Source organism: Vescimonas coprocola (assembly GCF_018408575.1).
Taxonomy (GTDB): Bacteria; Bacillota; Clostridia; order Oscillospirales; family Oscillospiraceae; genus Vescimonas; species Vescimonas coprocola.
This window is the reverse complement of the sequence record NZ_AP023418.1, coordinates 216,244-239,249: the sequence shown is the minus strand read 5'-3', so window position 1 is coordinate 239,249 and position 23,006 is coordinate 216,244. Positions and strand designations below refer to the sequence as shown.

Here is a 23,006-nt window from a genome sequence, read left to right as displayed (position 1 = left end):
GGTTTGTGTTAAATTTTTCTTCTTAACAGGGACTTTAACTCCCCTGTGCTATGATGACGGCAGAAAAAGTGAAGGGGTGATAAATTTGAGCCATGTAAAAAAGGCGGTGGCGCAGGCCATGTTGCTGGTTGTGGGTATCGCCATGCTGTGCTTCGGTGTCTGGCGGGGCGAGGCGGCGACGGTACTGAGCAAAGCGATCAAATTATGTCTGGAGTGTGTGGGCATTGGGTAAGAAAAAACGCGGCGTATCTCAGGTACTGTCCCGCTTCCGTGGCTGGATACAGGCGGGGGCAGCTTTATTGACCAACCTGCGTCTGCCGAACTTTCTCAAGGGCAAACTGTATCAAGGCGCAGGGAAAACCGTATGTGTACCCGGGCTGAATTGCTACTCCTGCCCGGCAGCCTCCGGTGCTTGTCCTATCGGGGCGTTTCAGGCGGTAGTGGGTTCTTCCAAGTTCAGCTTTTCCTATTATATCACAGGCTTTCTCATTTTGCTGGGAGTCCTGCTGGGACGCTTTATCTGCGGTTTTCTGTGTCCCTTCGGGTGGTTTCAGGAACTGCTGCATAAAATTCCCACGAAAAAGCTCTCCACGAAGAAGCTGAAGCCCCTGACCTATCTCAAGTATGCCGTCCTGCTGGTGATGGTTTTCCTGCTGCCGGCGCTTCTGGTGAACGATGTTGGCATGGGAGACCCGTTCTTCTGCAAATACCTCTGCCCCCAAGGCGTGCTGGAGGGAGCCATCCCGCTGTCCCTTGCCAATTCCGGCATCCGGTCGGCGCTGGGCAAGCTGTTTACATGGAAATTCAGCATCCTGCTGTCGGTGATCGTGCTGAGCGTACTGTTCTACCGTCCCTTCTGCAAGTGGCTCTGTCCGCTGGGAGCGTTTTACGCACTGTTCAACCGGGTGTCCCTCTTCCAGATGAAGGTGGATAGGAACAAATGCGTCTCCTGCGGGAAATGCGCCAAGGCCTGCAAAATGGATGTGGACGTGACAAAAACGCCCAACCATACCGAGTGCATCCGCTGTGGGATGTGCATCCGCGCCTGTCCCACCAACGCCGTCAGCTTCCGCTACGGCTTTGGAGACGGCAAAAAAGAACCTGTAAAACCTGCAGATAAATTAAAAACGGAGGAAACAAAATGAACGTAAAGAAAATCATCACACTGCTGCTGGCAGCACTGCTGGTGCTGTCCCTGGCCGCCTGCGGCAAACAGGGCAGCGACGACATGACAAAACCCGACGGCGAGCCCAAGAACGCCCAGGAGGCGGCCGCTATGTACAAGGACCTGATGGATCAGGAGAATGCCATTCTGATGGAAAACCAGTCCCTTTGGGAGAAGGTGTTCCTGTCCGCCGACAAGGGCATGACCACGCAGGAGGACGGCAAGAACTACGGTGATTTCCTGCTGGACACCATTGAATCCGCCAAGGACAAGTTTACCGCCGACGAGCTGAAGCTCCTGCGCCAGGGCGGCGAGAAGATCCGGGAGATCGAGCGCACCCTGGCCGCCATTGAGGCCAAGTTCCCCGATGCGGCTCCCAAGGCCCCGGGCAACGGTGACAGCATCCCTGCCGACAGCCCCACGACACCCGGCGACAGCGACAAGACGCAGAAGTTCCCCGCTTTCGAGGGCAAGGACCTCAACGGCAACACCGTCAAGAGCGATGACCTGTTCTCCAAGAACGCCGTCACCGTGGTGAACTTCTGGTTCACCACCTGCAATCCCTGCGCGGGAGAGCTTGCCGAGCTGGATGCGCTGAATAAGGAACTCGCAGAGAAGGGCGGCGCACTCATCGGTGTCAACACCTTCACGCTGGGCGGCGACGAGGCTGCGATTTCTGAGGCGAAGGATGTGCTGGCCAAGAAGGGCGTCACCTATCAGAATGTGTATTTTGACTCAGATGGTGAGGCGGGAAAGTTTACTGCCAACATCTTTGCTTATCCCACCACCTATGTGGTCGACCGCAACGGCAATATCGTGGGCGACCCCATCGTGGGTGCTATTACGGAAACGAAGCAGGCGGAGGCACTGCAAGCCCAGATCGACAAGGCACTGTCCGCCGATAAGGGTTGACCCAAGATTTTCAGAAAGTGTCTACGATGAAGAAAAAAACATCGTAAGCCGGCACATTCTGCGCACCATTGCATCGCCTCTGGCAAGCAAGCACCTATCCTATCGAAATGGCCTTTGAAGGCGAAACCGGAGCATCAGAGGGGGGCATCCTTGGAGGCCCCTGCTCCATCAAACAGGGATTGGACGAACACCTATTTCTTCAGCGGCGGTTTCGCCGTAAAGTGTTCGCTCTGATCCGCAGCAGAAAAGCGCCGTCTTGGAAGCGATTCCGGGACGGCGCTTTTTACTATCCGCACATTCGATTTCCGCTATTCCTCCTGCTGCTGTGATTACAGAAAGGAACGGGAGGGTATGCGAATGGAGAGATTTGTCGCAGATGAACGATGCCGTTACCTGCGAACATCCCTTTGCGTAATACAATAACCACAGAATCAAATGAAAACTAAACGGCCTGAGCCCTGTGCAGTACAGGATTCAGACCGTTCAGATCGCTTAATTCTTATTTTGTCTAACTTTGGGGGCGCTTCACACTGGCGCGCCGCTCTTTTTATCACATTTCGCTAAATTCCCGGATGGGGCTTACTTCTTCAGCTTCTGATCCACCACCTCGTGGAGCATGGCGGTGAAGTCCGCCACGGTCATGGCACCCAGATCCTCGCCGGTACGGGTACGGACGGAGACGGTACCCGCCTCCATATCCCGGTCGCCCACCACCAGCATATAGGGGATCTTCTCCAGTGTGGCCTCACGGATCTTCTTGCCGATCTTCTCGTTGCGGCTGTCCACCTCCACCCGGAAGCCCTCTTGCCGCAGCTGCTGGGCCTGCTGGGCGCAGTAGTCGGCGGCCCGGTCGGTGATGGGCAGCAGGCGCACCTGCTCCGGCATCATCCAGGTGGGCAGCGCACCGGCATACTCCTCGATGAGGTAGGCCAGCGTCCGCTCGTAGCAGCCCAGAGAGGTACGGTGGATGATATACGGCAGGGCCTTATTGCCGTTTTCGTCGATGTAGTACATCCCGAAGCGCTCGGCCAGCAGCATATCGATCTGGATGGTGACCAGCGTATCCTCCTTGCCGTACACGTTCTTATACTGGATATCCAGCTTGGGGCCATAGAAGGCGGCCTCGTCGATGCCGATGGAGTAGTGAACGTCCAGATCCTTCAAAATCTTCTCCATGGTGCTCTGGGCGTGATCCCACTGCTCCGCCGTACCCTCGTACTTGTTGTTGGGGTTGGCGGGATCCCACTGGGAGAACCGGAAGGTACACTTATCCAGCAGACCCACGGTGCCGAGGCAGTACTTGGCCAGCGCCAAGCAGCCCTTGAACTCCTCCTCCAGCTGATCGGGACGCAGCACCAGATGGCCCTCGGAGATGGTGAACTGGCGCACACGGATCAGGCCGTGCATCTCGCCGGAATCCTCGTTGCGGAACAGGGTGGACGTCTCGCCCAGCCGCATGGGCAGGTCACGGTAGGAGCGCTGGCGGTTCAGATACACCTGATACTGGAAGGGGCAGGTCATGGGCCGCAGGGCAAAGCACTCCTTCGTCTCGTCATAGGGGTCGCCCAGCACGAACATACCGTCCAGATAGTGATCCCAGTGGCCGGAAATTTTATACAGGTCCCGCTTGGCCATCAGGGGGGTCTTGGTCAGCAGGTAGCCGGCCTTCTCCTCGGTGTCCTCCACCCAGCGCTGCAGCTGCTGGATGACCCGTGCGCCCTTGGGCAGCAGGATGGGCAGGCCCTGACCGATGCAGTCCACGGTGGTGAAGTACTCCAGCTCACGGCCCAGCTTGTTGTGATCCCGCTTCAGAGCCTCCTCCCGCTCCTTCAGGTAGGCGTCCAGCTCCTCCTTCTTGGGGAAGGCCACGCCGTAGATACGCTGGAGGGTCTGGCGGCTGCTGTCGCCCCGCCAATAGGCGGCGTTGCAGGCCGTCAGCTTGATGCCGTTGCCCTTGATGCGGCCGGTGGAATCCAGATGGGGGCCGGCGCACAGATCAGTGAACTCGCCCTGCTTATAAAAGGAGATGTGGGCGTCGGCGGGCAGGTCGTTGATGAGCTCCACCTTGTAGGGCTCCTCCCGCTCCTCCATGAACTTCAATGCCTCCTCACGGGGCAGTTCGAAGCGCTCCAGCTTCAGCTTCTCCTTGCAGATCTTCCGCATCTCCGCCTCGATCTGGGCCAGATTCTCCTGTGTGAAGGCAAAGGGTGCGTCCAGATCGTAGTAAAAACCGCCGTCGATGGACGGGCCGATGGCCAGCTTCACCTCCGGCCACAGGCGCTTGACAGCCTGAGCCAGCACGTGGGAGCAGGTGTGCCAATAGGTCTTGCGATACTCCTCGTTTTCAAACGTGTACTTGTTTTCTTCGCTCATGATAGCTTCCTCCTTACTTGGTCGGGGCGGGCAACAAAAAAACCCCGCCCCTGATACGGTTCAGGGGTGAGGTAAAATAGCTTTACTCCACGGTTCCACCCTGCTTACGGAAATTTTTCCGTCGCTCGTGATCTCTGTAACGGGAGAACCCGGCCCGGCCTACTGGTTTCCGTTCGGCGAGCGGCTCGGAGGGGGTACCGTTCCGCTTCCCGTCAGATCCCTTGCACCACGGGGGGACCCTCTCTGTGACCTTCTGCGGACAGCTTCCTCGTCTATGCCTTTTTTATACCCCAGAATATAGCACCCCCGGCGGCGGTTGTCAACGGCCTTTTTGAAGTTTTCCCCGGATAAAACAAAAAAAACTACCCTTTTCACAGGAACTGTGCTATGATATAAGAGTATGATTGTCGTTTGATAAGGAGGGGACCTATGCGACATCTGAAACGCCCGGCCCTGTTGGGGCTGTTGCTGCTGGCCTGCCTGCTGCTGGCCGGATGCCAGATGGACAGCACCGTGGAGGAGCTGTTCACCCTGCCCCGCTTGCCCACGGAATACACCACCCTCTCCCGCCAGCTGGATCAGCTGCTGTCGGAGGGCTATGAATACATGGCTCCCACCTCCGGGCGGAACATCCAGTCCCTCCAGATGGTGGACATCGACGGCGACGGGCGGGACGAGGCGCTGGCCTTTTTCCGCCTCAGCAACGGTGAAAAGCCCCTGAAAATTTACGTGTTCCACTCCCGTGAGGACAGCTATGAGCTGGCCTCCATCATCGAGAGCAGCGGCACCGCCATCGACTCCATCTACTATGAGGATCTCACCGGCGACGGTCGGAAGGAGCTGATCGTAGGATGGAAGATCAGCTCCGACGTCCAGACCGTCACCGTCTACGATATGCGGCCCGGCCCGGTGCAGCTGATGCAGAGCAACTACACCCGCCTGTCCTTTCAGGAGCTCAACGGCGACGGCATCCCCAGCCTTCTGCTGCTGCGAACCAACAGCGACAACCAGCCGGTGGCGGAGTTTTGCAGCTGGCAGGAGGGGGCGCTGTCCGTCTCCCACCGCTGCACCCTATCCAGCACCATGGCGGAGCTGAATCAGGGCAGCGTGGTCACCGGCAAGCTGGATCAGGACACCCCGGCGGTGTTCATCACCGGCATCAACAGCCAAGGCATCGCCGTGACGGATATCCTCGTCTGGCAGGAAGACGCCGGGCTCGTCAACGCTGCGCTGGACCGCAGCACGGGGCTCTCCACCGCCACGGCTCCCTATCGTCAGCTGACGCCGCAGGACATCAACGGCGACGGCATCACGGAGCTTCCCCGGCCCGACAGCTCTGTCTCCGACACCAAGCAGGCCGACGGCATGGTCTTTTGGGAGCAGTACCGGCCCGACGGCCTTGCCACCGTGGAGCGCACCTATCACTGCCTGTCCGGCGGCTGGTACTTTATCCTGCCGGAGGATTGGACGGGCGATGTCACCGCTCTCGCCTCGGACGCCGGTATCGGTGAGACGCAGGTAACGTTGTCGGTGCAGGGGGAGAAGGCCCTGAGTATCTGCGCCCTTACCGGCGAAAACCGGGAGCGGCGGGCCCTCCGGGGCAATCGGGTGGTACTCAGGCGCCGCACCGGCACCATTTACGCCGCCGAGACCCTCAGTGAGATCTATTCGCTGGATGAGGAAGCGCTGCGTCATAATTTCAACCTGATCGTCCACTCTTGGGACGCCAACTAACGACATAGAAGGAGTAGCTTATGAAAAAAGTTCTGGTTCTGGAGGATGAATCCAGCATCCGCAGCTTTATCGTCATCAATCTGCGCCGTGCCGGTTATGAGGTCATCGAGGCAGGCACCGGCGAGGAGGCGCTGGAGATGCTGCAGCAGCACAGCGATATCCGTGTGGCGCTGCTGGATGTGATGCTCCCCGGCATCGACGGCTTCGAGGTATGCCGCCGCATCCGGGCCACCAACTCCCGCATCGGCATCATCATGCTCACCGCCCGCTCACAGGAGATGGACAAGGTCACGGGCCTGATGACCGGAGCCGACGACTACGTCACTAAGCCCTTCTCCCCCGCCGAGCTGACGGCACGGGTGGACGCCCTCATGCGCCGCAGCGGCGGCAGCATGGAGGAGCACTCCGGCGAGATCAGCCAGCCCCCCTTCCTGCTGAACACCCGCAACCGCACGCTGGAAAAGAACGGCAAGCCCGTGAAGCTGACGCAGGTGGAGTACTCCATCATGCGGATGTTCATGGAGAATCCCGGCAAGGCCCTGTCCCGTGAGGAGATTCTGGATCTGGTGTGGGGCCGGGATTACTTCGGTGAGCTGAAGATCGTGGACGTGAACATCCGCCGCCTGCGGCTGAAGATCGAGGACAACGCCACCAACCCCACTTTCATCAGCACTGTATGGGGCTACGGCTACAAGTGGGACGCCTGATGGCCCCGCAGCAAGGAGGTGACGGTCCATGAAGGAGCGTCTGCGAATACAGGGCCTGCGAAAGCGCTGGATCCTCAACAGCGTGGGGCCTGTGATCCTGATACTGGTGCTGGCGGCCATTCTGGCCTCGGCCACCGTGGCCAACAACTACTACGGCTCCGCCCGCTCCACGCTGGAGGCCAAGGCCAAGGCCGGCGCCGACTACTTCAACTCTTACAGCATGAGCAGCTACAGCGAGTACTACCGCAACGCCTCACTGTACGCCGCCAGCTTCGACAGCACCCGCATCGAGCTGCAATTCCTGAATCTCTACGGCCGGGTGGATAACTCCACTCAGGGCGTGGCCGCAGGCACGGCTCCCCAGACCCCGGAGCTCGCACGGGCGCTGGAGAGCGGCAGCATCGAGGTATTCAGCGGTAAGGACCCCGTCACCGGCGAGTCGGTGATGGCCGTCACTACACCCCTGAAGTTCAACGGCTCCACGGTGGCCTTTATGCGCTACGTCACCGCCACCCGGCAGATCGACCATCAGATCCTTCTGACCATCCTCATCATCAGCGCCATCATCGCCGGGGTCATCTGTCTGGTGCTGATCTCCAGTCTGCTGTTCATCAACAGCGTGGTGGCCCCGGTGGCTGAGGTGACGGACGCCGCCAAGCGCATCTCCGGCGGCAGCTACGGCATCCAGCTGCCCAACCCCTACACCGATGAGATGGGGGAGCTGGTGGACAACATCAACGATATGTCCCTGAAAATCAGCCAGAGTGAGAAAATCCAGACGGAGTTCATCTCCTCCGTGTCCCACGAGCTCCGCACCCCCCTGACGGCCATCAATGGTTGGAGCGAGACACTGCTGGAGGACGACGATCCCGCTCAGCTGCGCCGGGGCCTGCACATTATCCTCAAGGAATCCCGCCGACTCACCAACATGGTGGAGGAACTGCTGGAGTTCTCCAAGATGCAGGACGGTCGTTTTACCCTCCGCATCGAGGACGTGGACCTGCAGACGGAGTTCGAGGACGCCGTTTACACCTATCAGGAGCTGTTCCGACAGGACGGCATCCGTCTGGAGTATGACGACGACGGCGAACTGTACACCGATCCTATCCCCGGCGATCCGGAACGGCTGAAGCAGGTGCTGTGCAACGTACTGGACAACGCCGCCAAGCACGGCGGCTCCGGCAAGCGTATCATCGCCTCCCTGCGGCGGGAGGCGGACAACTATGTCATCCGCATCCGGGACTTCGGGCCCGGCATCCCCCCGGCGGAGCTGCCCTATGTGAAGCAGAAATTCTACAAGGGCTCCTCCAAGGCCCGTGGCAGCGGCATCGGTCTGGCGGTGTGCGATGAGATCATCACCCGCCACGGCGGCACCTTCGAGATCGGCAACGCCGACGGCGGCGGCGCTCTGGTGACCATTACCCTGCCCATTCCGCCCCACACGGAGCATCGATAGAAATAGAACAGTTGTTGCATTTCATTCGAGCAAGTGCTATACTTACGGAAAGGAACTTACATCGTCTATGGAACACAAACCCGGTACATTCCGCACCTCCATCGGCGGACAGGCCCTCATCGAGGGCATCCTCATGCGTGGCCCGGAGAAGCAGGCCATTGTGGTGCGCTCCCCGGAGGGCCTTGTGACCAAGGTGGAGGAGCTGACACTTATCAAGGACAAATACCCCATTCTGGGCCTTCCCATTCTGCGGGGGGCCGTGACCTTTCTGGACTCCATGATCCGGGGCGTCAAGGCCCTGATGTTCTCGGCGGACTACTTCCCCGACGACGAGGCCGCCCAGCCCTCCAAGCTGGACCTGTGGCTGGAAAAGCACGTTCCGGCAGAAAAGCTCCAGAACGTGCTGGTATGGGTGTCGGTGCTGCTGTCGCTGGGTATGACGCTGGTGCTGTTCATGCTGCTGCCCACCTTCGTGGCCGGGCTGTTCCACGCACAGAACGCCGCCCTCCACAATCTCATTGAGGGCGTCATCAAGGTGGCTATCTTTCTGGCCTATCTGATCCTCTGCTCCAAGCAGAAGGATGTGCGCCGGGTATTCTGCTACCACGGTGCCGAACACAAGACCATTTTCTGCTATGAGGCGGGCCTGCCCCTGACGGTGGAAAACGCCCGCATCCAGCCCAAGCATCATCCCCGCTGCGGCACCAGCTTCCTCTTTGTGGTCATCATCGTGTCCATCCTGTGCAGCAGCATCGTTTTCAGCTACGTCAACTGGCAGAACATCTGGGTCCGTATCGGGATGCATCTGCTGCTGCTGATCCCGGTGGTGGGCATCACCTATGAATTCAACCGGCTGGTGGGGCGGCACGACAACGCCCTCACACGGGTGCTGTCTGCCCCCGGTATGTGGCTCCAGAATTTCACCGTCAACGAGCCGGACGACTCCATGCTGGAGGTGGCCATTGAGGCCTTGAAGCTGGTGCTGCCGGAGGAGAAGAACAAGGATCGCTGGTGAGAAATTCCCGGCCGTTCTCCCCTGAAAAGCCCAAAATATGACAACGGAGCGTATTATGGCGACTACTTACAACAATTTGTATATGGATATCCGGCAGACTCTCCGCCGGGCGGGCATCGAGGCCGCCACGCTGGAGGCCCGTGAGCTGATGTGCTTCGCCTCCGGCAAGACCCGCAGCCAGCTGGTGCAGGATGGGCAGTTGTATGTCCCTCCGGCCATCGAGGAGCGGGCGAAGGATCTGGTGCGCCGCCATCTGGCAGGGGAGCCGGTGGCCTACCTCATCGGGGAGTGGGAGTTCTACGGGCTGCCGCTGGACATCTCCGAAAGCGTGCTGATCCCCCGTCCGGACACGGAGACGCTGGTGGACCACGTGGTAGCGTGGCTGCGGCCCCTGCCGGAGTGCCGGGTGCTGGATCTGTGTGCCGGCTCCGGCTGCATCGGTCTGGCCATCGCCAGTCAGGTCCCCGGCGCACGGGTGGTGCTGGGGGAGCTGGACGAGGGGGCCTTGCGGATCTGCCGCCAGAATATCCGCCGCAACAGTCTCAGCGGACAGGTGGTGTCCTTAAAGATGGACGCTCTGTCCGATCCGCCTCCCCGGCTGGGGGATTTTGACTGTCTGGTGTGCAACCCCCCCTACATTCCCTCCGGGGACATCGCCGGACTGGACGTCTCCGTCCGGGACTATGAGCCCCATCTGGCGCTGGACGGCGGGACCGACGGGCTGGACTTCTACCGCAGCGTCTGCCGCCGCTGGCGGGACGTGCTGCACACCGGAAGCCGCCTGGCCTTCGAGGTGGGCATCGGGCAGGCCGACGACGTGCTGCGGCTCATGCGAGGCGAGGGCTTCGGTGAGCTGGAGATCCTGCCGGATCCGGCGGGCATCCCCCGTGTGGTGACGGGCCTGCGCTATCGGGAGGTCTATGCCGACGCCTGATGACCGGCGAAACGACTTTGTAAATCGATGGGCCTCTGCCCATTTACCACGAAAATTTTCATTGATACAGGAGGAAGAAACATGGCAGCGAAGAAAGACAGCTCGATAGCTGCTCCCGTGGTCTCCGACAAGAAAAAGGCGCTGGAGACCGCCATGCAGCAAATCGAAAAAACCTACGGCAAGGGCTCTATCATGCGCTACGGCGACAATGTGCAGCCCAATGTGGAGGCTATCCCCACCGGCTCTCTGGCGCTGGATCTGGCGCTGGGCATCGGCGGCGTACCCCGTGGCCGCATCATCGAGATCTATGGGCCTGAGTCCTCCGGTAAGACCACGCTGGCTCTGCACGTTCTGGCGCAGGCCCAGAAAATGGGCGGCGAGGTGGCCTTCGTGGATGCCGAGCACGCTCTGGATCCCACCTATGCCCGTGCGCTGGGGGTGAAGATCGAGGATATGCTCATCTCCCAGCCGGACACCGGTGAGCAGGCGCTGGAGATCACCGAGGCGCTGGTGCGCTCCGGGGCCATCGACGTGGTGGTGGTGGACTCCGTGGCCGCTCTGGTCCCCCGTGCCGAGATCGAGGGTGAGATGGGTGACAGCTTCGTGGGGCTCCATGCCCGGCTCATGAGTCAGGCGCTGCGGAAGCTGACGGGCATCATCGCCAAGACCAATACCGTGGTCATCTTCATCAACCAGCTGCGGGAAAAGGTGGGCGTTATGTACGGCAACCCGGAGGTCACCACCGGCGGTCGGGCGCTGAAGTTCTACGCCTCCGTCCGCATCGATGTACGCCGCATCGAGACGCTGAAGTCCGGCGGCGAGATGATCGGCAACCGCACCCGTGCCAAGGTGGTCAAGAACAAGGTGGCGCCCCCCTTCCGGGAAGCGGAGTTCGACATCATGTACGGCGAGGGCATCAGCAAGCTGGGCGAGATGCTGGATCTGGGCGTGAAGCTGGATCTGGTACAGAAGAGCGGCTCCTGGTTCAACATGGGCGAGGTGCGCCTGGGGCAAGGCCGTGATGCCGCCAAGCAGTATCTGCGGGATCATCCCGACGAGGCCGATGCACTGGAGGCCAACATCCGCCGGGACTTCCACAAGCTGATGAGCAATCAGTCCAAGGTGGCGGCACGGGCCGCAGGCCGTGCGGTGGATGTATCCGCCGACGACTTCGACGATGCGGATTGATCGCATCGAGCCCTCCCGCCGCAAGAAGGATCGGGTACTGGTGTTTCTGGAGGGGGGCGACCTGCTGCGGGTGACGGAGCAGGAGCTGCTGGTCTTCGGGCTGCGGCCCGGTCTGGAGCTGCCGGAGCAGCTGTTGGCGCAGGTGGAGCAGTCCGCCAAGCGGTCGGAGATGAAGGCCCGTGGCGCCCGACTCACCGGCAGCCGAATGCTGTCGAAAAAGCAGGTGATGGAGCACCTGACCCGCAAGGGCGGCGACCGGGAGCTGGCGGAGGATACAGCCCAGTGGCTGGAGGAGTTGGGGGCCGTGGACGAGTCGGCCTACGCCGCCGCCATTGCCCGGCACTATGCCGCCATGGGCTACGGCCCCGGCCGGGTGCGGCAGGAGCTGCAGCGCCGGGGCATCCCGCAGGAGCTGTGGGACGATGCGCTGGCCCTGCTGCCGGAGGGCGAAGAGGCCATCGAGCGCTTTATCCGCAGCAAGTGTAAAGGGAAGCCCCTTGATCGAGAGACGCAGCGCAAGCTGGCTGCCGCTCTCCAGCGGCGGGGCTTTTCCTGGCAGGATATCCGTCCGGTGCTGAACCGTCTAGGCGAGGAAATGGCGGAGGAATAGGAAGAATCCCTTCCCAAAGGTAAATTGCTCCTATGCAAAACCCCCTCCGGCGGCATATTTTTGCCGATCATTCTTCTTATTGCCTCCGGCGGGAGCAGATCACATTTTTATCGTCTATCCAGAGAGCATCTCCTTGAATGCTCCTTTGCAAGATCACAAATCCACATACCAAACATCAGAGGAAACACAGCATGAACGTATCATTTATATCCCTGGGCTGCGACAAAAACCGGGTGAACACCGAGCAGATGATGGCCCTGTGCCTGCAGGCCGGACATACCGTGCAGGAGGATTGCTCCGGCAGCGACGTGGTGGTCATCAACACCTGCGGCTTCATCGACAGCGCCAAGAGCGAGGCCATCGATACCATTCTGGCGGCGGCGGAGCTGAAGGCCGCCGGTGAGGTGGGCAAAATTCTGGTAACGGGCTGTCTCAGCCAGCGGTATCAGGCGGACATTCTGGAGGAGCTGCCGGAGATCGACGGCATCATGGGGACCGGCTGCTTCGGTGACATCGTCACGGCGCTGGAGCAGGTGGTGAACGGTCAGGAGTGCCGCCATTTTGCCGACATCAACGGCCCCGTGGAGGAGCTGCCCCGTGTGTTGTCCACCCCCCGGCAGTACGCCTATCTCCGCATTGCTGAGGGGTGCAGCAACCGCTGCGCCTACTGCGTGATCCCCTCCCTGCGGGGAAACTACCGCAGCCGCCGGATGGAGGACATTCTGGAGGAGGCCCGTGCGCTGGCGGAGGACGGGGTGCAGGAGTGCATCGTCATCGCTCAGGATATCACCCGCTACGGCGTGGATCTGTACGGAGAGCGGCGGCTTCCGGAGCTGCTGCGGGAGCTGTGCAGGCTTCCCTTCCACTGGGTGCGGCTCCACTATCTCTACCCAGACAATCTCTCCGACCAGCTCATTGACACCATCGCCGGGGAGGCAAAGATCTGCAACTATCTGGATATCCCTATCCAGCACTGCAACGACACCGTTCTCAAGGCCATGCGCCGCCGGGAGACCAAGGCCGGGCTGGAGGAGCTGTTCCGCCGGGTGCGGGAGCGCATCCCCGGCGTGGTGCTGCGGACCAGCCTCATCACGGGACTGCCCTATGAGGACGAGGCGGCCTTCGAGGAGCTGTGCGACTTTTTGGGCGAGCAGAAGCTCCAGCGGGTGGGGGCCTTCCCCTACTCTCCGGAGGAGGGAACTCCGGCGGCCAGAATGCTGAACCGGGTGGACACCGAGGAGGCCCAGCGCCGGGCGGAGCTGGTAATGGAGATTCAAACACAGGTCATGGACGAGTTCAACGACAGCCGCATGGGCGACACCGTGGAGGTGCTGTGCGACGGCTATGACGTTCAGGCCATGAGCTATGTGGGCCGCAGCTACGCCGAGAGCCCCGGCATCGACGGGTGCATCTTCTTTACGGCGGAGCGGGATGTGGAGCCCGGAGACTTTGTCATGGTGCGTATCACCGGCGCCATGGACGGCGACCTCACCGGCGAAGCGGTAGAGGAACTTTCTGAGGAGGAATAAAGCTATGCCTATGAACACTGCCAACAAGCTGACCCTTGCACGGGTGTTTATGATCCCGCTGTTTCTTGTGATCGCATACTGGGGCTTCCCCGGCAGCCGCTATGTGGCGCTGGGGGTGTACATTCTGGCCTGCCTGACGGACCTGCTGGACGGGTATGTGGCCCGACACTATAATCAGGTGTCGGACTTTGGCAAGTTTGCCGATCCGCTGGCGGATAAGTGTCTGGTGATGGCGGCACTGTGCTGGTTCGTGGAGACCGGCGACATGGTGGGCTGGGTGCTGGCTGTGGTGCTGCTGCGGGAGTTCGCCGTGTCCGGAATGCGGCTCATTGCCGTGGAGAAGGGCCGGGTCATCGCCGCAGGCTGGTCCGGCAAGGTCAAGACTGCCAGCACCATGGTGTGCATCTGCCTGATGCTTTTCGGCATCCCCCACTGGCTGAATTTGGTGTGCCAGGGTGTCATTCTGGTGACCACCGTCTACTCCGGCGTGGAGTACTTCGCCAAAAACTGGGACGTATTTCAGGAGAAGAAGTAATCGGGAACACCAACCGTTTCATCCAAAAAACCAGAGGGGACGCAGCTGTTGCTGCGTCCCCTCTGGTTCTTTTGTAAGCAGGTCAGGACAGTGCGCTCAGATCCACATTGTAGAGCACCTTACTCTTGAAAGAATCGGATATGGACTTGACCTCCACCTCCACCGGCGAGGTGGTGTTGCCCAGCACATATGCACACTGGCACGACAGGGTCACACCGGGCCGGATATCCTTCATATAACTGTCTGAATCATAGTTATCGTCCCCCGTTATGATGGTGAAATCCAGTTCAACGCCGTCCTGAAACAGCTGAAAATACAGGCTCTCCATGGCAGACGTGGTCTCGTCGGAGTTGTTGGTGAAATCATAGTCCAGAATGATGGCATCTGCCCCGTCGTAGTCTTTGCCCAAGCGGACTCCGGTGATCTTCACGGCGTAATCGCCCACTTGCCCCTCGCCGGTATTCTGTGCATCACGGCCAGTATCGTCGGCATTGGTGTCCTCTTTGCCCCCGGTGCTGTCATTGCTCTGCTCCCCGGCAGGCAGGTCGGTCTTGTCCTCCACGGGAGCGTCCGCCTGCCCCGGTGTGGGATCGTTGGCCGGGGCGCTGCTGCAGCCCATCAGCAAGAGGGCCAGCACCAGCGATAAAAGCGCTGCAAATAGTCTTTTCATAGAGTCTCTCCTTTCTCATGTTGTCGCCATTATATAACATTTTGTTATTTTTGTCAATAAAACAAAATGTTTTACATATACTTCTTTGTATCTCCCATAAGCGAGGTGCAATATGTATCGAAGGATCCGGGACCTGCGGGAGGACGCCGATCTGCTTCAGAAGGATCTGGCGGCCTATCTGCAATGCACGCAAGTGTGCTACTCCTATTATGAATCGGGGAAACGGGATATCCCCACCGATGTTCTGATCCGGCTGGCCAAGCTCTATCAGGTGAGCACGGACTATCTGCTGGGCCTGACGGACCGGCGTCAACCGTACCCCGCCGGGAAAAGCCGCACTTGACACCGGCGGGAAATCCTGATACCATGTTACCGTAAATAGCACGTTGATCGGAAAGAGTACGCCCGGCGCTCCGGGCAGAGAGGGATGGCCACCGGCTGCAAGCCGTCCTGCGGAGCAAGGGCCGAAAGTGCGTCCGGGAGTGCGGGGGATGCAGACGCCCTCCGGCAGGCCGCCGTCACCGGCCATCGAGCGATAAACGAGAGTGGAACCGTGGAGCAGCCGCTTCGCCTCTCATGCCTGCGGGCATGGGAGGCGTTTTCTGTTCTGCACGGAGCTTTCCGAATTTTGCAGCTAAAATTTGCAGCCAAAAGGAGCTTGACTATGTATCTGTATAATTCTGCCACCCATAAGAAGGAGGAGTTCCGGACCCACACGCCGGGCCACGTGGAGATGTATACCTGCGGCCCCACGGTGTATCACTTTGCCCACATCGGCAACCTCCGCAGCTACATCATGGAGGATGTGCTGGAGAAGTACCTGCGCTATGTGGGCTACGATGTGAACCGGGTCATGAACATCACCGACGTGGGCCACCTGACCTCCGATGCCGACGAGGGCGAGGACAAGATGCTCAAGGGCGCCCGCCGGGAGCACAAGACCGTCATGGAGATCGCCCAGTTCTACACCGACGCCTTCTTCGAGGACTGCCGCAAGCTGAACATCAAGCGCCCCGACGTGGTGCAGCCCGCCACGGGGCTCATTGATGACTACATCCGCATCATCTCCCGCCTGCTGGAGAAGGGCTACGCCTATGTGGCCGGCGGCAACGTGTACTTCGACACCAGCAAGCTGGAGCGGTACTATGTGTTCAACGACCACAACGAGGAGGATCTGGCCGTAGGCGTCCGGGAGGGCGTGGAGGAGGACGTGAACAAGCGCAACAAGAACGACTTTGTGCTGTGGTTCACCAAGTCCAAGTTCGAGGATCAGGCCCTGAAGTGGGATTCCCCGTGGGGCGTGGGCTACCCCGGCTGGCACATCGAGTGCTCCGGCATCTCCATGAAGTACAACGGTGAGTATCTGGATCTCCACTGCGGCGGCGTGGACAACGCCTTCCCCCACCATACCAACGAGATCGCCCAGTCGGAGAGCTATCTGGGCCACCCTTGGTGCCCCCAGTGGTGCCATGTGGCCCACCTCAACACCAGCAGCGGCAAGATGAGCAAGTCCAAGGGTGAGTTCCTGACGGTGTCCCTGCTGGAGGAGAAGGGCTATGCACCGGTGGTATACCGGTTCTTCTGCCTTCAGAGCCACTACCGCAAGAGCTTGGTGTTCAGCTGGGAGAATCTGGACAACGCCGCCGTGGCCTATGGCAAGCTCATCGCCAAGATCGCCGCCCTGCCGGAGGAGGACGGTGCGGTGGATATGGCGGCGGCAGCGCCCTTGCAGCAGAAGTTCCGCACGGCCATGGACAACGACCTGAACACCTCCATGGCGGTGACGGTGCTGTATGACGTGCTGAAGGCCAAGACCAACGGGGCCACCAAGCGGTATGTGCTGGCGGACTTCGACCGGGTGCTGAGTCTGGATCTGCTGGAGAATGCCGCCCGGAAAAAGGCAGAGCAGAAGCAGACCGCTCCGGTCTCCGGCGGGTTCCAGATCGTCAGCGAGAGCGGCGAGACGGACGCTCAGGTGGAGGCTCTGCTGCAGGCCCGCTACGACGCCAAGAAGGCCAAGGACTTCACCGAGGCGGACCGCATCCGGGACGATCTGAAGGCCATGGGCGTGGAGATCACGGACATCCCCGGTGGTGTGCGCTGGAAGAGATAACGCTTTCATAGGTCAAGGGGAGGAGAATGCCTGTGCCGTTCTCCTCCCCTTTTGTTACCATCGGTGGCAGGCGTACTTGCCCTTGTTCATCGATGGTATGTTGTCGGCACCCTACTCTCCGGCAGTTCTTTCCTCTTTTGCCTCCGGCGCCTACTTTTCCCAGCAGTCTTTTCGTGCCTCCGGCGGGTGACTTTCTTTCAATATGCTTTTTTACATAGGAAACGTGCCCCACCGGCACGCAGAGTGACTTCTCCCAAGCGGATACTGCCGAATATCATCTGTATATTCCACCGTCAGGTATTGACAAATCTGCCCGATTTCAGTAATATGATAGAGAAAACAGGCAGAATATTGGAGGAAACGGTATGGAACTGCATCAGGCTGTGGCCGGAAATATTCACCGCATCCGCAAGTCCCAGCGACTGAGTATGGATCGGGCAGCGGAGCTGGCCGGCATCTCTGTGAGTATGTGGGGTCAGGTAGAGCGTGGCAGCGTGAACCCCACGCTGGCGGTGCTGGGCAAGATCGCCTCCGGACTCCACGTCCCTCTGGAGCTGCTCATTGAAAACCGTGAGGAGGCTCCCGCCACTCTGTACCGGGCGGTAGACGTGGCCGGGCAGCGCCTCTACGGCGGCAAAGTCATCCGCTATCCCCTGTTCCCCTTTGATACCGACAGCCGCAGCGAGAGCTGCCAGATGGATATTTTCATCAGCGGTGTCTATGAGGCGGCGGACCACGTCCCCGGCTCTCATGTGTACCTGACGGTGCTCAGCGGAACGGTGAAGGTCACCTGCGGCGGCGAAGTGTTCCGGCTGGAGAGCCGGGACTGCCTCTCCCTGCCGGGGCAGGCGGAGCGGCAGTATGTCAACGTGGGCAACACCACCGTGCGGCTGCTGGAGTGGACGGTCTACCGCAAGAACGGATGAATAATGTATGAAAAAGGATGAACCATGTTCTCGGTGGTTCATCCTTTTTTGACAGCTGCCGCAAAAAACGTAGGATTTTTCTGGATACCGTGTATGATCCAGTAGAAGCGAAGAGAGGGAGACCGTATGCAGGAGCGGAAGAGCATCGCCTTGCTGCGTGAGGGGGACGAGCAAGGGCTGCACGCCCTGCTGGTACACGATGGGCCGCTGTGCGATACGTCATCGCTCCCATTCTGCGGGACCCTCAGGAGCGGGAGGAGCGTCTTTCCGAGGTGACCATGCGGGTCTGGGAGAAAATCGATGTCTTTCAGGAGGAGCGGGGAAGCTGGAATGGCTGGCTGACCTCCCTCACCCGTCATACGGCGCTGAATCACGCCCGGCGGATCTCCCGGCACGGCGGGGCCGAAGCCCTGTCGGAGGATCCCCCCTCCCCGGAGCTGACGCCGGAGGAAGCGCTTTTGCGTCAGGAGCGGCAGACCGCCCTGTAAGCGGCGCTGGGGCAGCTATCCGCCGGTGAGCGGCTTCTGTTTTACCGAAAATACTACTATCTGCCCTCCACCGCCCAGATCGCCTTGGAGCTGGGGCTTACGGAGCGGGCGGTGGAGGGCCGGCTATACCGGCTGAAACGGCAGCTGCGGAAATTGCCGGGAGGTGATGAGCGTTCCTAAGGAGGACTGGGGCTTTCTGAACGAAAAGGCCTTCGAGGCCGCATTGCAGGCCAGTGTACCGGAGCGCCTGCCGGATAAGGTGGCGGTCACTCCGTGAAAGCGGGCCATGGGCCGGGTGCTGGCAGGCACGGCCCTGACCGCCCTGGGGACGAATCTCTGGGGACTGAACTACCTTTTGCCCGGTATCGGGCTGGTGCTGATGCTACTGGGCTTCCGGCTCCTGCGGCGGGAGGAGATCGAGGCCTGTCGCAGGGCCATACAGGTAGTGGTCAGCGTTCAGGAGTTCGACCAGAAGGGAGGCTTTTGCCGGAGCAGCGGCTCCAACCCGCTGTGCATAACCGGGGTAGGGGTAAAGCTGACGGGAGAGCCTGCCGGCTGGATGATCTTCCACCACTTTCTCTGGAACACGGCCCCGCCCTTCCATGGGACAGCCGCCATACAGCTCTGCCGGTATACCAGTCGGATGAGCTGTGGAGCGCCGCCGGAGAGGTCGCCGGCCGGGTTCTGTACGATCGGGACGGGGAGACCTTCCGGGCGCCCTACCACTCTCTGGAGGCGGATACCTCCCCCTACGGCTATCAGGGCATCTATGGACAGCGGGACATTTTCGGGACATTTTCTCTGTCCACTGCGGCGCAGCACGGGCGGGGCTATGTGGTCTATGCCGCCGATGAAATTCCTCACGCAGAATACCGAAATGTGCCGGATAGCCGGTTCAATTACAGCTATCCGTACAGATTTCTGCAATACCCGGCAAAAACGGCACTGGAAAACCGGATGTCCGATCATGGGGCATTTCGGACCGTCTGGAGCGATCTGCGCTACGGCCCCGAAGTAACTCCACCTGTCATCAAGAAGAACGATCAGCGGAATGACCCTCCGGCAAAAGCCGGAGGGTCATTCTGATATTTTTTCATTCGATAGTCTGCCGACCGGCAACGGGAGCAGAACAAAAAATTGGAAATTCACGGTTTATAGGATAAGTCATTTGGCAAGCCACCTCACCCGGCACGGTGCCGCATTTGGTAAGGCGGCCCATCTGGCAGGGTGTTCTACTCGGCAGGGTACACCATTTGGCAGGACACCTCATTGAGCAAGGTGTTCCAACCGGCACACACCGTTCGGAAAGATCTGCCGATTCGGGGATGGCAGCGTTACGGGCGCACCTGCGGAAGACTGGCGGCGGCTACGGACTGGCCGATGCGGCGGAAGCGATCGTCCGGCAGCAGCACCTCCAGCGGCAGCTGAGGGTACTCCTCCGCCAGCACACGGCGGCAGGTCTCCGTCATCCACTCCCCGCCGATACCGGAGGCCACACGGCCCAGCACCATCACATGGCGCAGCGGGTAAATTTCAGCGTACAGGGCCAGCGTATGGGCAAGGCACACCCCCATATCCCGGAAGATCCTCCGGGCAGCGGGATGGCCCTGCCGGGCCAGCTCCTGCACCTGCCGCAGCTGTTGAGCCGGGGTCAGGGCCGCATCTGTGGGAACTCCTGCGGCAGCGGCCAGCCGGATCACGGCGTCCTGAGAAAAGTACTGCCCCCCTACGCCGGTATCACCGGACCACGGGTCTCTGGGGGCCGCCTCTGCCAAATCCACCGGCGCAAAGGCCAGCTCATTGAGCCAGCCGGAGACACGGCCCTGTGCATCCACATAGCCCGCCGCCTGACTGGTCCCCATAGCGATGCCCATGACGGGGCCGGTGCCGAGACTCATATAGCCCGCCAGCGCCGTGACATCGCCGTCGTTGGCCACCGCCAGCGGGACATTCCCCATGGCGGCTGCGGCTCTGCGGTAGAGGGTACGTCCCTCCTGTTGGCGCTCCGGCGGGACGGCAGCCAGCAGCGCCGACACCATCAGCTCATCTCCCCGGACGATGCCGGCGGTGGAGACGCCGATGGCATCCACACGGGGCAGATGGGCCGCCGCCGTGCGGAGGGCGCAGAGCACCTCCCGCTGATGATACTGGGGGTCGGCGGCGGTCTTGGGGTGCCAGACCACCTCCTCGGAGTAGACGGTGCGGCCATCCACCACGGCGGAGACCTTGCGGTCAGAGCCGCCGGCGTCAAATCCGATGCGGCAGCCCTCCAGATGCCCGCCTATGGGGCGGGCCGCCGGTCGGGGCTCCGGGAAGCGCTCCCCCGCCGCCTCCACGCAAAATGGGCGGCCGTACACCGTCTCCATCATGGCCACGTCAAAGGCACGGGAGCCGTGGGGGCTGAAGATTTCCCCCAACTGGGAGATCAGAACTCCGTCCCCCTGCAGCGTCACCCGCCACCCTCCGACGCTCCACAGCAGCAGCTTGATGGTGCGCTCCAGATATTGCAGATCGGCAGGGCTCCCGCCACGGATGCGTGTCTCATACACCACGGTGCCGTTCCCCTCCACGGCGATGCGGAAGGGCTGGCGGGCCTGGGACAGATAGGCCGTCCGCCACGGGGCAAAGGGCAGAAAGTCCGGCTGCAGGCAGGGGACATTTTTTACGGAAAACGGGATGCCCAAATACTCCATAGCAGGCTCCTCCTTATGGGCGCTCTATTGGCAGTCCTCCGCCGGCTGTTCCTCCGGACGGCGGGCGGTGTCCACGGCGCCCCGGTACACCACCAGCCGGTCATAGACATATTCCGTGACCAGATTCAGCACCATGTTCAAAAACGTCACCAGATACTCGTTCCAATGGAGGGTATCCGCCAGATAGCTGCCCAGCAGGGTGGACAGGGGGGTGAAGGCACAGTAGTACAGCAGCACCAGCGCCATGGCCTGTGGGACGTTGTTGGCGCTCTGGAAGGTGAACTTTCGATTCAGGGTGAAGTTCCACAACACCGAGAGGGTCAGAGCGATGAGATAGCAGGGCCAGTAGCTCCCGTGCAGCAGCTCATTGAGCAGGGCAAAGGAGGCCATTTCGATGGCCCCGGCGGAGATGGAGAACAGTGTGAATTTCAGCACCCGGCCCCACTCTCTTTTGTTTTTCATGGGGTAAGTCGTTCCTTTCTGCGGGTCACTGGTTGGCCTTGCGGAGAAGGGTCTCCCACTCCTTCACGATGGAGCGGTCGGTAAAGTAGTCGATCCGCATGGCCTTGCGGACCTGCGCCAGCGTCTCGTTGGTGGTCTCCGCCGCCTTGACGGTGCCGGCGGCAAGGATATCGTACACCGTATCGATGTCCTTCGCCCATCTGGCCCGCTCCTCCCGGATGGGGGCCAGCGTCTCCTCCAGCACGTTGAAGAGGAATTTCTTGCAGGTGCCGTCCCCCAGGCCACCCCGACGGTAGTGGGCCTTCATCTCCTCCAGATTGGCGTAGTCCGGCAGGAACTCCGCAAAATGCTCGTCGGTGCAGAAGGCATCCAGATAGGTGAACACCACGTTGCCCTCGGTGTGGCCCGGATCGCTGATCTGGAGGTGGAGGGGGTCGGTGAACATCTTTCCGTTGATCTGTTTTTTCACCACGGCGGCACTGTCGGACAGGTAGATGCAGTTGCCAAGGGATTTGCTCATTTTGGCCTTGCCGTCCACGCCCGGCAGACGGCGCTGCATCTCGTTTTCCGGGATCATGGCGGTGGGCATGGTCAGCGTCTCGCCATAGATGCGGTTGAACTTCTCCACGATCTCACGGGTCTGCTCCAGCATGGGAAGCTGATCCTCGCCCACAGGCACCACGTTGGCGTGGAAGGCCGTGATATCGGCGGCCTGAGAGACGGGATAGGCGAAAAAGCCCACCGGCAGGCCCTCGTCGGCAAAGCCCCGCATCTGGATCTCGGACTTCACCGTGGGGTTGCGGGAGAGACGTGCCGTGGTGACCAGATTCATATAGTAAAAGGTCAGGGCATGGAGCGCCGGGAGGGTGGACTGCACGCAGATGGTGGACTTGGTGGGGTCGATGCCCACGGAGAGGTAGTCCAGCACGACGTTGATGATATTCTCCCGGATCTTGCCGGGGTTGTCGGCGTTGTCGGTCAGGGCCTGATCGTCAGCGATGAGGATGTTGATCTCGTCGAAGCGGCCGGAATTCTGAAGCTCCACCCGGCGCTTCAGGGAGCCCACATAGTGGCCCAGATGCAGGCGGCCGGTGGGACGGTCGCCGGTAAGAATGATGTTTTTCATGGTGATCCCTCCGCAAATCTTCGTTTGCTGTATGATGTCAGGATATTATACCACAGGTGCGCCGATTTTTCCAACAGAAAAATTGGGGGATGCTGCCCCGGTGGGCGGGTGGAATATTGCGTCCGGCTTTGACGTCCCGTTGGGCCGTGCGAAGCCGGAACTCGTTTCGAATCCACCAGATGCCAAAAAGAGACGCACCATGCGGAATGCCCAGCTTTGTGGTGTTAGAGGGAATCGCTTCCCTATGAGGCAAGGAAAGGGGCGTGTGAGGGGGAAACCTTGGGCGGTTTCCCCCTCACGATTTTAATCAAAGGCCGCTTGCGGCCCCGGTTTTTGCACAGCAAAAACCGGCAGGCACCAAAAAGAGAAG

23 protein-coding genes are annotated in these 23,006 nt (G+C 60.5%); 18 read left to right on the top strand and 5 right to left on the bottom strand.

The window, feature by feature from the left end; genetic code table 11:
* Positions 1 to 85 precede the first annotated feature (85 nt).
* Genes KJS28_RS01205 through KJS28_RS01195 form a run of 3 tightly spaced genes read left to right on the top strand, consistent with a single transcriptional unit; the run spans position 86 to position 2,077 of the window.
* Positions 86 to 232 (top strand): CD1871A family CXXC motif-containing protein, encoded by a 147-nt coding sequence (locus KJS28_RS01205; protein ID WP_213541419.1) that lies wholly within the window; start codon positions 86 to 88, stop codon positions 230 to 232.
* On the top strand, positions 225 to 1,145 hold the full coding sequence (locus tag KJS28_RS01200) for a 4Fe-4S binding protein (RefSeq protein WP_213541418.1): 921 nt from the start codon (positions 225 to 227) through the stop codon (positions 1,143 to 1,145). The genes KJS28_RS01205 and KJS28_RS01200 overlap by 8 nt, the downstream gene beginning before the upstream one ends.
* Positions 1,142 to 2,077 carry a TlpA disulfide reductase family protein gene (locus tag KJS28_RS01195; protein WP_213541417.1) on the top strand — a complete coding sequence of 312 codons (936 nt, stop codon included), beginning with the start codon at positions 1,142 to 1,144 and terminating at the stop codon, positions 2,075 to 2,077. The genes KJS28_RS01200 and KJS28_RS01195 overlap by 4 nt, the downstream gene beginning before the upstream one ends.
* 579 nt (positions 2,078 to 2,656) lie before the next feature.
* Here the strand turns inward: KJS28_RS01195 and thrS are convergent.
* Positions 2,657 to 4,450 (bottom strand): threonine--tRNA ligase, encoded by a 1,794-nt coding sequence (thrS, locus tag KJS28_RS01190; protein ID WP_213541416.1) that lies wholly within the window; start codon positions 4,448 to 4,450, stop codon positions 2,657 to 2,659.
* Positions 4,451 to 4,879: 429 nt separating this feature from the next.
* Here thrS and KJS28_RS01185 point away from each other — a divergent pair, with 429 nt between their 5' ends.
* From KJS28_RS01185 to pgsA, 9 genes are all read left to right on the top strand, one after another.
* Entirely contained in the window at positions 4,880 to 6,184 is a 1,305-nt protein-coding gene (locus KJS28_RS01185; RefSeq protein ID WP_213541415.1) for an FG-GAP repeat domain-containing protein, read from the top strand.
* Between the two features lie 20 nt (positions 6,185 to 6,204).
* Entirely contained in the window at positions 6,205 to 6,891 is a 687-nt protein-coding gene (locus tag KJS28_RS01180) for a response regulator transcription factor (protein ID WP_213541414.1), read from the top strand.
* Positions 6,892 to 6,919: 28 nt separating this feature from the next.
* A complete protein-coding gene (locus KJS28_RS01175; RefSeq protein ID WP_213541413.1) occupies positions 6,920 to 8,347 on the top strand; it encodes a sensor histidine kinase in 1,428 nt (475 codons plus the stop codon).
* A 67-nt stretch (positions 8,348 to 8,414) separates the two neighbouring features.
* Positions 8,415 to 9,362, top strand: a complete 948-nt coding sequence (locus tag KJS28_RS01170; protein ID WP_213541412.1) for a DUF1385 domain-containing protein — start codon at positions 8,415 to 8,417, stop codon at positions 9,360 to 9,362.
* Between the two features lie 55 nt (positions 9,363 to 9,417).
* A complete protein-coding gene (prmC, locus tag KJS28_RS01165) occupies positions 9,418 to 10,296 on the top strand; it encodes a peptide chain release factor N(5)-glutamine methyltransferase (protein ID WP_213541411.1) in 879 nt (292 codons plus the stop codon).
* Positions 10,297 to 10,377: 81 nt separating this feature from the next.
* Complete coding sequence (gene recA, locus KJS28_RS01160) at positions 10,378 to 11,484, top strand: recombinase RecA (RefSeq protein WP_021858609.1); 1,107 nt, start codon at positions 10,378 to 10,380, stop codon at positions 11,482 to 11,484.
* A complete protein-coding gene (locus tag KJS28_RS01155; RefSeq protein WP_213541410.1) occupies positions 11,474 to 12,094 on the top strand; it encodes a regulatory protein RecX in 621 nt (206 codons plus the stop codon). Before recA ends, KJS28_RS01155 begins: the two co-directional genes overlap by 11 nt.
* 191 nt (positions 12,095 to 12,285) lie before the next feature.
* Positions 12,286 to 13,623 (top strand): 30S ribosomal protein S12 methylthiotransferase RimO, encoded by a 1,338-nt coding sequence (gene rimO, locus KJS28_RS01150; protein WP_213541409.1) that lies wholly within the window; start codon positions 12,286 to 12,288, stop codon positions 13,621 to 13,623.
* 10 nt (positions 13,624 to 13,633) lie between these two features.
* The gene (gene pgsA / locus KJS28_RS01145) at positions 13,634 to 14,158 is read left to right on the top strand and encodes a CDP-diacylglycerol--glycerol-3-phosphate 3-phosphatidyltransferase (RefSeq protein WP_213542198.1); all 525 of its coding nucleotides are present in this window, start codon (positions 13,634 to 13,636) and stop codon (positions 14,156 to 14,158) included.
* A gap of 82 nt (positions 14,159 to 14,240) precedes the next feature.
* On the opposite strand, the gene KJS28_RS01140 is transcribed toward pgsA, so the two are convergent.
* A complete protein-coding gene (locus KJS28_RS01140; protein ID WP_213541408.1) occupies positions 14,241 to 14,828 on the bottom strand; it encodes a DUF5067 domain-containing protein in 588 nt (195 codons plus the stop codon).
* A 112-nt stretch (positions 14,829 to 14,940) separates the two neighbouring features.
* On the opposite strand from KJS28_RS01140, the gene KJS28_RS01135 reads away from it, so the two are divergent.
* From KJS28_RS01135 to KJS28_RS01110, 6 genes are all read left to right on the top strand, one after another.
* Positions 14,941 to 15,171, top strand: a complete 231-nt coding sequence (locus tag KJS28_RS01135; protein WP_213541407.1) for a helix-turn-helix domain-containing protein — start codon at positions 14,941 to 14,943, stop codon at positions 15,169 to 15,171.
* A 321-nt stretch (positions 15,172 to 15,492) separates the two neighbouring features.
* Positions 15,493 to 16,941, top strand: coding sequence for a cysteine--tRNA ligase (cysS, locus tag KJS28_RS01130; protein ID WP_213541406.1), 1,449 nt, complete (start codon positions 15,493 to 15,495; stop codon positions 16,939 to 16,941).
* A gap of 365 nt (positions 16,942 to 17,306) precedes the next feature.
* Complete coding sequence (locus KJS28_RS01125; protein ID WP_213541405.1) at positions 17,307 to 17,867, top strand: helix-turn-helix domain-containing protein; 561 nt, start codon at positions 17,307 to 17,309, stop codon at positions 17,865 to 17,867.
* 209 nt (positions 17,868 to 18,076) lie between these two features.
* Complete coding sequence (locus KJS28_RS01120; RefSeq protein WP_213541404.1) at positions 18,077 to 18,355, top strand: RNA polymerase sigma factor; 279 nt, start codon at positions 18,077 to 18,079, stop codon at positions 18,353 to 18,355.
* Between the two features lie 6 nt (positions 18,356 to 18,361).
* Positions 18,362 to 18,535 (top strand): sigma factor-like helix-turn-helix DNA-binding protein, encoded by a 174-nt coding sequence (locus tag KJS28_RS12740; protein ID WP_213542197.1) that lies wholly within the window; start codon positions 18,362 to 18,364, stop codon positions 18,533 to 18,535.
* A 303-nt stretch (positions 18,536 to 18,838) separates the two neighbouring features.
* Positions 18,839 to 19,441 carry a hypothetical protein gene (locus KJS28_RS01110; protein ID WP_213541403.1) on the top strand — a complete coding sequence of 201 codons (603 nt, stop codon included), beginning with the start codon at positions 18,839 to 18,841 and terminating at the stop codon, positions 19,439 to 19,441.
* Between the two features lie 248 nt (positions 19,442 to 19,689).
* On the opposite strand, the gene KJS28_RS01105 is transcribed toward KJS28_RS01110, so the two are convergent.
* From KJS28_RS01105 to trpS, 3 genes are read right to left on the bottom strand one after another with little or no spacing between them, the layout of a single operon-like run.
* Positions 19,690 to 21,048 carry an ROK family protein gene (locus KJS28_RS01105; protein WP_213541402.1) on the bottom strand — a complete coding sequence of 453 codons (1,359 nt, stop codon included), beginning with the start codon at positions 21,046 to 21,048 and terminating at the stop codon, positions 19,690 to 19,692.
* A 24-nt stretch (positions 21,049 to 21,072) separates the two neighbouring features.
* Positions 21,073 to 21,510, bottom strand: a complete 438-nt coding sequence (locus tag KJS28_RS01100) for a GtrA family protein (RefSeq protein WP_213541401.1) — start codon at positions 21,508 to 21,510, stop codon at positions 21,073 to 21,075.
* Positions 21,511 to 21,535: 25 nt separating this feature from the next.
* The gene (trpS, locus tag KJS28_RS01095) at positions 21,536 to 22,636 is read right to left on the bottom strand and encodes a tryptophan--tRNA ligase (RefSeq protein WP_021858597.1); all 1,101 of its coding nucleotides are present in this window, start codon (positions 22,634 to 22,636) and stop codon (positions 21,536 to 21,538) included.
* Positions 22,637 to 23,006: the final 370 nt, after the last annotated feature.